At 67.6% G+C, this 9,856-nt stretch carries 9 protein-coding genes and 1 pseudogene; 5 read left to right on the top strand and 5 right to left on the bottom strand.

Annotated features, from left to right (window positions below; genetic code table 11):
* Window positions 1-66: 66 nt before the first annotated feature.
* From VGV06_10895 to VGV06_10875, 5 genes are all read right to left on the bottom strand, one after another.
* A complete protein-coding gene (locus VGV06_10895) occupies window positions 67-2,289 on the bottom strand; it encodes a polysaccharide biosynthesis tyrosine autokinase (protein ID HEV2055662.1) in 2,223 nt (740 codons plus the stop codon).
* Between the two features lie 42 nt (window positions 2,290-2,331).
* Window positions 2,332-3,150, bottom strand: coding sequence for a polysaccharide biosynthesis/export family protein (locus tag VGV06_10890; GenBank protein ID HEV2055661.1), 819 nt, complete (start codon window positions 3,148-3,150; stop codon window positions 2,332-2,334).
* 30 nt (window positions 3,151-3,180) lie between these two features.
* Window positions 3,181-4,365: an outer membrane beta-barrel protein gene (locus VGV06_10885; protein ID HEV2055660.1), complete on the bottom strand. Its 1,185-nt coding sequence runs from the start codon at window positions 4,363-4,365 to the stop codon at window positions 3,181-3,183.
* A gap of 120 nt (window positions 4,366-4,485) precedes the next feature.
* Entirely contained in the window at window positions 4,486-5,109 is a 624-nt protein-coding gene (locus tag VGV06_10880) for a hypothetical protein (GenBank protein ID HEV2055659.1), read from the bottom strand.
* Between the two features lie 13 nt (window positions 5,110-5,122).
* Complete coding sequence (locus VGV06_10875; GenBank protein ID HEV2055658.1) at window positions 5,123-5,914, bottom strand: HAD family hydrolase; 792 nt, start codon at window positions 5,912-5,914, stop codon at window positions 5,123-5,125.
* A gap of 517 nt (window positions 5,915-6,431) precedes the next feature.
* On the opposite strand from VGV06_10875, the pseudogene VGV06_10870 reads away from it, so the two are divergent.
* From VGV06_10870 to VGV06_10850, 5 genes and pseudogenes are all read left to right on the top strand, one after another.
* Window positions 6,432-6,569: pseudogene (locus tag VGV06_10870) on the top strand (NTP transferase domain-containing protein).
* Between the two features lie 289 nt (window positions 6,570-6,858).
* On the top strand, window positions 6,859-7,131 hold the full coding sequence (locus VGV06_10865) for a sugar phosphate nucleotidyltransferase (protein HEV2055657.1): 273 nt from the start codon (window positions 6,859-6,861) through the stop codon (window positions 7,129-7,131).
* Window positions 7,128-8,120, top strand: coding sequence for a GDP-mannose 4,6-dehydratase (locus tag VGV06_10860; protein HEV2055656.1), 993 nt, complete (start codon window positions 7,128-7,130; stop codon window positions 8,118-8,120). Before VGV06_10865 ends, VGV06_10860 begins: the two co-directional genes overlap by 4 nt.
* Before the next feature lie 4 nt (window positions 8,121-8,124).
* Complete coding sequence (locus VGV06_10855) at window positions 8,125-8,955, top strand: methyltransferase domain-containing protein (protein ID HEV2055655.1); 831 nt, start codon at window positions 8,125-8,127, stop codon at window positions 8,953-8,955.
* On the top strand, window positions 8,952-9,856 hold a 905-nt coding region (locus tag VGV06_10850; GenBank protein ID HEV2055654.1), incomplete at its 3' end, for a glycosyltransferase family 4 protein. The genes VGV06_10855 and VGV06_10850, both read left to right, overlap by 4 nt.

Below are 9,856 nucleotides of genomic sequence, written 5' to 3'. Positions count from 1 at the left end.
GCGGGCCAGAGCAGCGCGACGGAGAGGAGAAGGATGCCGGCGGACCCGAGCGGTGCCGCCCTGCCGTCACCCCTTGGAGTCGCTGCCGTAGTAGGCATGGTAGTAGCGCTGGTGCTCGGCGTAGTAGCCGTCGCGGCGCATGTCGACCGCATTGAGCAGCACGCCCAGGATGCGGCCCTTGACGGCGGCGATCTGCTCGACGGCCCGGCGCGCGGCGGCGGTGGACACCCCGCCCACGCGCACCACCAGGATGACGCCGTCGCACCGCGCGGAGAGCGCTACCGCGTCCGAGACCAAGAGCACCGGCGGCGTGTCGCAGAGGATGAGGTCGAAGTCGCGCGCGCCCGCCTCGAGCAGATCCCGCATCCGCTGCGAAGCCGCCAGCTCGGCGTGGTTGGGCGGCAGGGGGCCGCTCACGACGACGGACAGTCCAGGGACGCGGGTCGGCACGGCGACGTCCGCCAGCGTCTTTCCCTCGAGGAGGGCCGTCGTGAGCCCGCGCTTGTTGTCCATGCCGAAGACGCGGTGGAACGACGGCCTGCGCAGGTCGGCGTCCACGGCGCAGACGCGCGAGCCCGCCTGGGCGCAGACGACGCCGAAATTGGCGACGGTGGTCGTCTTGCCCTCCGACGGCGTCGCGGAGGTGATGACGATGGACCGGCAGGGCCGGTCGAGGCCGGCGAACTGTATGTTGGTGCGCAGCGTCCGGTAGGCCTCAGCCGCGAGCGACTTGGGCGCCGTTTCGGCGATGAGGATGCCCGGTATGCCGGCCGCCTCCGCAGGCGCCGGGCGCTTGTGGGCCATCAAGCGCCTGACCTCGAAGGCCGGTACGATGGCGATGACGGGCAGCCCGAGGGCGCGCTCGATGTCCTCCGGCGACTTGACGTTCGTGTCGAAGTATTCGACCGTCACGGCCGCCGCGAGGCCGAGCCCGAGCCCGAGCATCAGACTCATCAGGAGCGCGAGCTGCTTGTGCGGGCGGACCGGCGCCCCCGGCACGGTAGCCTCTTCGACCACGCGCGCGTTGTTGCTGTCGAGCCCGCCCTGGACGCCGGTCTCTTTCACGCGCTTGAGCACGGCTTCGTAGAGCTGCTGGTTCGACTCCTGCTCGCGCTGGAGCGTGCCGTACTGGATCTCCTTCTCGTTGAGCTGCTGTCCCTCGGTGCGGAGGCGGGTGACGGAGCTCAGGAGCGAGTCCTCGCGCGACTTCGCGACGCGGTATTCGGTTTCGAGGGAGCGGAGCGCCTTTCGGATGTCGGCGTCCAGCCGCTGGGTCAGCTGCTGGATCTGCGCGTCCACTTTGAGCACCTCTGGGTGGCGCTCCTTGTAGGTCTGCAAGAGCTTGGACCGCTGCAGCTGCAGCTCCGCCAGCTCGGTCGCGAGCTTGCGGATCAGCGGATCGCCCACGGCCGTCGACAGGTTCTCGGTCGTGGCCTGTTCCCGCGCGATGCGGTTGAGCGCGTTCAGCTTGCCTTCGAGGGAGAGGCGCTGGCCCTGCGCCTCAAGGTGCGTCCGGTTGACCTCCTGGCCTCTCTGCTGGGTCAGCGCCCGCTGCTCCTGGATGCCGAGGATACCGGCCTTGACCCGGTAGTTCTGCAGCGCCGTCGAGGAGTCCTCGACCTTCTTCCTGAGCCCGGACATCTGATCGTTGAGCCAGGCCAGCGCGTCGCGCGTGCCCTTGAGCTTGGCGTCGAGGTTGTACTTGACGTACGCCTGGGCGACGGCCGTCGCCACCTCGGCCGCCACGGCGGGGTCGGGGTGCTCGAAGCGCACGAGCACGAGCTGGGTGTTGCGGACGGGTTCGACCGACACCGAGCCCGTGGGGCTCACGTTTGGGTTGGGCCCCCCGCCCAAGGCCGCGAGAGCCGCGGTGCGGTTGCCGCGCTTGAGCGCGTCGACGACGTTCTGCAGCACCGTGGGCCTCACGTGCGGGTCGGGGCCCGCGCCCAACGCCGCGAGAGCCGCGGTGCGGTTGCCGCGCTTGAGCGCGTCGACGGCGTTCTGCAACACCGGATGGCTCGTCATGAGCGCGTACTGGGTGCGGTAGTACTCCATCGCGCCCGAACCGATCGAAGTGACGTCCTGGATGTTGAGGACCTTGGGCAGCTCCGGCTCGATGAGCACCGTGGCGGCGGCCTGGTAGATCGGGGTCTGCAGTAATGTCCACACGGTGCCCGTGACCGCCGTGACGACGAAGACGGCCGTGATGAGCCACCGGTGCCTGAGGAGCAGACGGAGGTGGTCCTTCAGGTGAACGTCCGCGTTCGATTCGCCTCTCTCGCTGTTCATGAGCTTATTTCGGGGCAAACCCCTTCACCTTTGGCTCCGTGACTAAAAAAAACTTTCGGGCACCACCACGACGTCATTCTCGCGGAGCGGGATGGCCTTGTCCCGCCGGCCCCCCTTGATGACGTCGTTCATGTCCACGCTGATGACTTGCTGGCCGCCCGGGGTGCTGCGGATAACGCGAACACGACCCGGCGCCGCCTTGTCGGTAAATCCGCCGGCCAGCGTGATCCCTTCGAGCACGTTGGTGTCCTTGTCGAGCTGATAGGCGCCCGGCTTCCTGACCTCGCCGAAGACGAAGTACGTGTTGCCCTTGGGCACCACGAGCGTGTCGCCGTCTGCCACGGCGACGTTTTCGGCAGAGTCGCCCGCGAGCACCCGCGCGACACTGAGCCGAAACGTCCCGGCTTCGGGGCCCTTGCCCTCCAACCCGCGCAGGGTCTCCGCCCGCAGGAGCACGATCTGGCTGCCCGCCAACCTCGACAGCCCGCCGGCGCGGGTGATGATGTCGCGAACCGTGGTCGGCCCGCTCAAGTAGTACACGCCCGGTTTCTCGGCCTCGCCGCTGACGTGCACCTTCTGCGAGAGATGCTCCTTGACCGAGACGAGCACCTGCGGGTTGACGAGATAGTCCTTCTCGAGCTTGGCTCCGAGCTCTGCGGCGAACGCCGTCGGCGTCAGCCCCGTGGCCTTGACCCGCCCGATGAACGGGAAGGAGACGTAGCCATCCGGGTCAACCAGGTATTCCTTGGTGAGGTCGTCCTGACCCCAGACCGTGACTTTGAGCACGTCGCGGGCGCCGATGACGTACTCCTGCGCCCGGGCAGCCGGACCCCAAACGAGCGCGAGGCTCGCGAATAGCAGGAGCGGAAGCAGGGCTCTGGAAGTCTTTATTTAGAACTCCAGGGTAATCCTACCAGAGATCTTGCTGTCGTCATAGTTGAATTGGGAGAAGTTCGACGTCCGCTGCTTGAAGGAGTACTCGATACCCGTGCGCAGCCACGGCTGGATGGCGTAGTCGAGGCCGAGGGCCGCGCCGACCAGCGTGTCCTGGCGGTACTTGGTCGTGACGCCGTTGGCCGTGAGCTGCTTGGTGGTGTACGCGTCCTCGCCGGCGCCCGTCCGGAGCCAGAACGCGACCTTGCGCGATGGGAACTCGTGGCGGACGCCGAGCCACGCCGAGCTGTTGATGTAGTACTGGGCGCTCTCGAAGACGGACAGCTGCGGGCTCCGGTCTGTGTTCAGGGTGAACTGGGTGCGCTCGGTCGCCTGGAACATCCAGCCGCCGCCCATGATGAGGCCGGTGTAGCCCGGGACGGTGCCGTTGACCGATTCCCAGCGCTCGATGCCGATCCTGAAGGTCGACGACAGCTTCGATGTCACGTCGCCGCGGAGCACGAGTGCGACGATCTCCTGGCGATTGTCGCGATTGGAGTCGTTGTTGAAGGTCTGGACGCCGTACTGGAGGCTCAGGCCGACGTCCGACTTCGCCAGGAATTTCCACCACAGCGTGGCGCCGCCGAGCTGCAAATCGCTGTCCAGTTGCTGCACGGCTTGGTTCTGCTGGGCGTTGGACGAGCTTGCGGCCGCGGAATTGGCCGGAAAGTGGAGGTGCGTCCACGCGTAGTTCGCGCTCGCGGAGAAGCGTTCGGTCAGACGGTATTCTGCCGTCGGCGCGAGCACGTTGGTCTCGCTCTTGACCGGCCCGGTGAGCTCGTTGCCCGGCGGGCTGGTCGTCTCGGTGAAGTCGTCCCGCAACTGGAGCGTGAGCCGCGGCATGTCGAGCTTCAGTTGCGCTACGGCGAAGTGGTTCGTGGTGTTCTGGCCGGTCAGCGTGACGTAGTTGAGGATCTCGGCGCGGTAGCCGACGCTCGCGCTGAGCGGGCGCCGCGACAGCTCCGCCAGGAAACCCGGGATGGTCTTGAAGACCGTGTCGCTCCTGGCTCTGTTCGGCGTCTGGAACACGTTGCTCTCGTATTCGACCTTTTCAGATAGGAAGGGCGTGACGGTCAGTCCCCTGACCCATTCCTCGAAGTTGAGCGCCCACGCCGGGGTGGGCAGAAAGGCCGCGAGGCACATTGCGGCCGAGGCCGCCGAGCGCAGGCTGCTGCGCCGGGCCAACCGACTAAACCAGTTTTGCGATAGTCGCGCCTCCACGGTCAGTGGTGTGAGTCCACAGGGGTGATGGCCGTCCGCCCGTCACGGGCACGGCGCGCTGGCGCAGGTCTGCGGAATGGGAAAGAGCACATCCCGCCCGATCGTGCTGTCGGGCGGGGGCGAGGTTGGTGGCGAGGCCAGCTGTGCCTGGACGGGAGGCAGCCCGGCGGCGGCGATGGCCGCGGCCAGCCGTGGGACGGCATCGGTCGCGCAGACCACGATCTGCAGGCGGGCCGAGGGCGCCATGGCGACGGCTGCCGCGACGATGGCGGGCACCACGGCGTTCCGCTCCGCGGCCGGCACGGCCCGGATCGCCGCGCAGGCGATCGCGGGCGCCTGCGGTCGCCGCTGCGGCGCGACCAGCGTCGCGATGGCAGCCGAGACGACGAGCGGTGCCAGGAACAGGCGCTGGCCCGACGGGAGCAGGCCCACCACCTCGCCCACGATCGGCGCCGCGTTGTCGGGCGCACCTGCCGCCACCTCCCGCGCCGTGAGCTGCGGGGCGGCGGCGGGATTGCTCGTCACGGCGGCGATCAAGGTCTGGTTCTTTGCCGCAGGCTGGGCCGAAACGGTCCCTGGTGTCCCGCACGTGACGAGGGCAAGCCCGCACGTGACGAGGGCAAGGAGGATTGCGGCGAGGACGGCAGGGCGGCAGGGAGTGAGCATAAGGGACCGTAGACTACCGGAATCCGGTAGTCTGTGTCAAAGTTCCCAACGCCACGCTCCGGGAACTCCAGGGCGCCTCGAGCCAGTCCAGGGCTGCGGGCAGCTCGCTCAGGCTTTGGATGAAGGCGTCCGGCAGAGTGTCGCAGGCCCGGTCACCACCGACCTGGATGACCCGCATAGCCGCCAGCCGTGCCCCCTCGACGTCGAGCCTGGCGTCGTCGCCCACGTGTACGGCGTGCTGGGGGGCTACCCCGAGGCGGCTGAGAGCCTGATGGAAGATACCGGAAGCCGGCTTGCGAATGCCGCACTCATCCGAGAAGACCATGCTCGTGAACGCCTCGTGCAGGCCTTCGTTCTTGAGGATCCGCCGCAACACCGCGCCGGGCGTTCGCAGCGTGTTCGAGACGAGGCAGACTGCGATGCCCCGTTCGGCGAGCGCCTCGAGGGCGGCCGCGGCACCGGGATCGACGGGCGGCGGCGCGTCGAGGGCGGGGCTCGCGTAGGCCCAGGTGACCGCGGCAAGACCGCCCGCGCCGAGCCGTCCGGGCAGCGCGACGTCCACGGCCTGGAGCAGCAGCGTCGCGTGCCGCTCGACGGGGACATCGCGCAGCTCGCGCCACACCTTCGTCAACTGACGGCGGGATTCTTCGTAGCCCCGCGCGAGAGCCGGGATGGGCACCTCGATGCCGCGCTCGGTGAGCACCTCGGAGATGCGCACGAGCCGCTCGCGCCGATAACGCTCGTCGGCGGCGGGGCTGTCCAGCAGCAGTGTTCCCCAGAAGTCCATCGTGACTGCCTTGATCATTCGCGTCCTTGCTCATCGCCGGCAGCAGGCCGGTCAGGTCGAATTCAATCCTCTATGACGCACGTATGCAGGAGATATGCCATTCTCGAGCGCCCGGCGATGCCAATCGGGACGTTGAGGATCCCCGGATACCAGTTTCAGCCTTTTCCGGCACGGAGTTGGGCTCGTTCGATTTTCCACGGCGTCATGACGTTCCAGGGCGCAACTCGGCTCTACACCAGCCAGGCAGGTGGTTGCCGTACTCCCTTGAGGCTCCACGTTGCGACAGAACCGCTCTTTTTGTGGAGGCAAGAGTGCCATTTTTTGTAGTTTCGAGTCTTCCAATGCCGCTGACGCGGTTCTCCGATTTTGGACTCCGCCGGTAAGTAACTATGGATAAACGTGAAAATCTCACGGAAAGTACACACCTTTCGGATATAATTTTCTGGCATTATGCTTGCTCCTACATCGTGCGGCGGAAGTATCCTCTGTAGAACTCTGCAGCAGGAAACGAAGACCAAGATCGAAGGACGAGACGATGAAACTGGCCATCCTTTGCGGAGGTAAGGGAACACGCCTGGGAGAGCACGGCGAGTCGCTCTCCAAGGCGCTGATCGAGATCGGCGGCCGCCCGATCCTCTGGCACATCATGAAGATCTACGCGGCGCACGGCGTGAGCGAGTTCATCCTGTGCCTAGGCAGCAGGGGTGATGCGATCCGCGAGTACTTCAGCGGGGCGACCGAACCCTGGCGCATCACGTTCGCCGACACCGGCGAGCACACCCGAACCGGCGGGCGCCTCAAGCGCATCGCACCGCTGATCGGTGGCGACGAATTCTTCATGGCCACCTACGGCGACGGCGTCGCCGACGTGGATATCCGCCGACTCGGGGCGTTATGCCGCTCACGGACGCATCGGCACCGTCACCGCCGTTCGGCCGAGGCTTCCCTTCGGGATCCTCAACGTGCGGGACGACGGGCAGATCACGCGCTTCGACGAGAAACCGGTGCTCGACGACTGGGTGAACGGGGGTTTCTTCGTTTACCGGTGGGAACTCTTCGACTTCCTGGCCGACGACGACGTCCTCGAGGGCGCCCCGCTCGAGCGACTGGCCAAGGACGGCCAACTCATGGCGTTTCGCCACACGGGCTTCTGGGCCTGCATGGACACCTACAAGGACGCCCTCACGCTCAACGAGCTGTGGGTCTCCGGGGAGCCCCCGTGGCGGGTGTGGTGAGCCGGGAGGCGTCCTGGAAGGACCGCCCGGTCCTGGTCACGGGCCTCACGGGCTTCGTGGGCTCGGTGCTGAGTGCCCGCTTGGCCGCTCTGGGGGCTCGGGTGGTCGGCCTGGTCTGGGACGAGCTGCCGGACGCGAGCCTCGACCGGCCCGGGCTCGAGAGTCGCGTCACGGTCGTCCGCGGCAGCCTCGAGGACGCCGCCCTCCTGAACTGGACGGTCGCGGAATACGAGCCCGAGGTTGTGTATCACCTGGGCGCCCAGGCCTTTGTCGAGACTGCGAACAAGGAACCGCTCCGCACGTTCAAGGCCAACATCGAGGGGACCTGGAATCTGCTCGAGGCCTGCCGCGCCTCGAGGGCCGTGCGCGCCGTGGTGTTTGCGTCGAGCGACAAGGCCTACGGGAGCCACACCGACCTGCCGTACCGCGAGGACTTGCCGCTCCTGCCCCAGTACCCCTACGATGTCTCCAAGGCGTGCGCCGATCTCCTCGCCCGCTGCTACTACGCGATCTGGGGCGTGCCGGCGGTGGTCACGCGGTTCGCCAACATTTACGGCCCCGGCGACCTGAACTTTTCGCGCCTCGTGCCCGAGACGGTGCGCGCGGCGCTCGAGGGGCGGCGGCCCAGCACCCGGAGCGATAGGTCACCCGAGCGCGACTATGTCTACATCGACGACGTGGTCGATCTCTCCCTGCTGCTCGCCGAGCGGATCGAAGACACCCGGGGTGAGGCGTTCAACGCGGGGCACGGCACTCCGGTGCGTGTGCTCGACCTCGTCCGGCTGATCTTGGAGTTGGCGGGACGTCCGGATCTGGTCCCCGAGGTGCTCGGGACGGGGACGCTTGCGGGTGAGATCGATCGCCAGTGGCTCGACGCGGCCAAGGCCAAGCGCGTGCTCGGCTGGCAGCCGCGCGTCGGCCTCGAGGAAGGCCTGCGCCGAACCATCGCCTGGTACCGCGATGCCTTGATCGGCGCCGGCCGACGCTAGGGCGATGCGCATCCCCGGGCCGGATCAGTTGTCGGAGTCCGATTTCCTCTTTCTGTACGAGCACGACCGGCTCGAGCTCAATTCGGGAGATCCGCGCGCCAATTCGCACCGGATGTACGTCTCCCGTTTCGAGGCGGTGCTGGCTGCCGTGGAGCGGTGCGCGGCAGCCCTCGGCCGGGGGCCTGGGGAGCTTGCTGTGCTGGACGTCGGCTGTGCGCAGGGGAACTTCAGCCTGACCCTGGCCGAGCGGGGATACCGTGTCTTCGCGGTCGACCTGCGACCGGGGTTCCTCCGCTACGCTCGGCTCAAGTACGAGCGCGGGCGCGTCCACTGGGTCAACGCCAGCGCCGATGCGTTGCCGTTCCGCGGGCTGTTCGACATCGTGCTGCTGGGCGAGGTTATCGAGCACGTCGCACACCCTGATGCGCTTCTGGAGCGGCTGGGTGCCCTGCTGGGCGCGGCGGGGTTGTTGATCGTGACGACGCCCAACGGCGACCGGCTGCTCACGCATGTGCCCACCCTGTCCCAAGTCGCCGACCGATCCTCGCTCGAGGCGCGACAGTTCCAGCCGGATGCGGATGGCCATCTCTACCTGCTCACGTGGTCGGAGCTCGCGCGGGAGGCCGGAAAGGCCGGGCTGCGGGAGGTCTACCACGAGTACTTCGCGACGCCGTGGGTGACCGGCCGGATCAAGTTCCGGCTTCTTACGGGCTGGCTGCCTCTGAGTCTCACCGCCCATCTCGACAGGCTCTGTCTCGCCGTCCCCGCCCTGGCGAAGCGTTTGGCGGAGGGGCAGCTCGTCATCGCCGCTCGGACGGTGGAGCGCGCGGCGTGAAGGTTCTCCACCTGAATAATCACTACGCCCGGGTTGGTGGCGTGGAGACGATTCTTTTCAACGCCCTGGACGCGCTCGAAGAGCAGGGGGTCGTCAACGTCGTCGTGCACCAGTACCCGGGCTCCACTGTGAGGAGTGGGCGGCGCGCCTACGAAGTGCCGGGCTGCTTCGAGCCGCGCGTCACCGAGCGGGTTCTGGCAACCCTGCGCCGCATCTTCGAGGAGGAGTTGCCGGATATCATCCACATACACGGCGCGGGAACTGGAGAGCTTCTGCGATTGGGCCGTCTCCACGCCCCCGTGGTCCAGGGCGTGTACAATCACAGCTTCTACTGCCCCGGGGCGGCGCGATACCTGCCCGTCCTGGACACAGTGTGCGAGCGCCCGTTCGGCCGAGGGTGCATCGTCTCGGCGTTTCTGACCCACTGCAACAGCGTGCGCCCGCGCGCGCTCCTGGACTCGTACCGTCGCTGCCGCGGCATGCTCGACTCTCACCGCAGTGTCCGATTCCTCGCGCTGAGTACCTACCAGGCACGGTGCATGGCACAGTCGGGCTATGAGCGGCAGTCGGTCTCGGTGCTCGCGCCGTTCACCGCGCTCCCTCTCCTGTCAGAGCCGGACCGGGGCGAGGCGGTCCTCTTCGTGGGGCGTCTCGTGAAGCAGAAGGGGCTGGACCGGCTGATCCGGGCCGCGGCCCAGTCGGGCTCGCGCTGGAAACTGGTCGTGGCCGGAGACGGACCCGAGCGGGCGGCAAGTGAGCGCTTGGCCGGCCGACTCGGTGCGGCCGACCGGATCGAGTTCCGCGGGTGGCTCGATGGGGCTGACCTCCAGGCTGCCTACGCGGACGCGCGCGTGGTGGTGATGCCCTCGGTGTGGCCCGAGCCCTTCGGGATGGTCGGCAT

It is taken from the genome of Candidatus Methylomirabilota bacterium, from assembly GCA_035936835.1.
GTDB lineage: Bacteria > Methylomirabilota > Methylomirabilia > Rokubacteriales > CSP1-6 > AR37.
The sequence above is the reverse complement of the archived record's forward strand: the minus strand, read 5'-3'. Positions and strand labels throughout refer to the sequence as shown.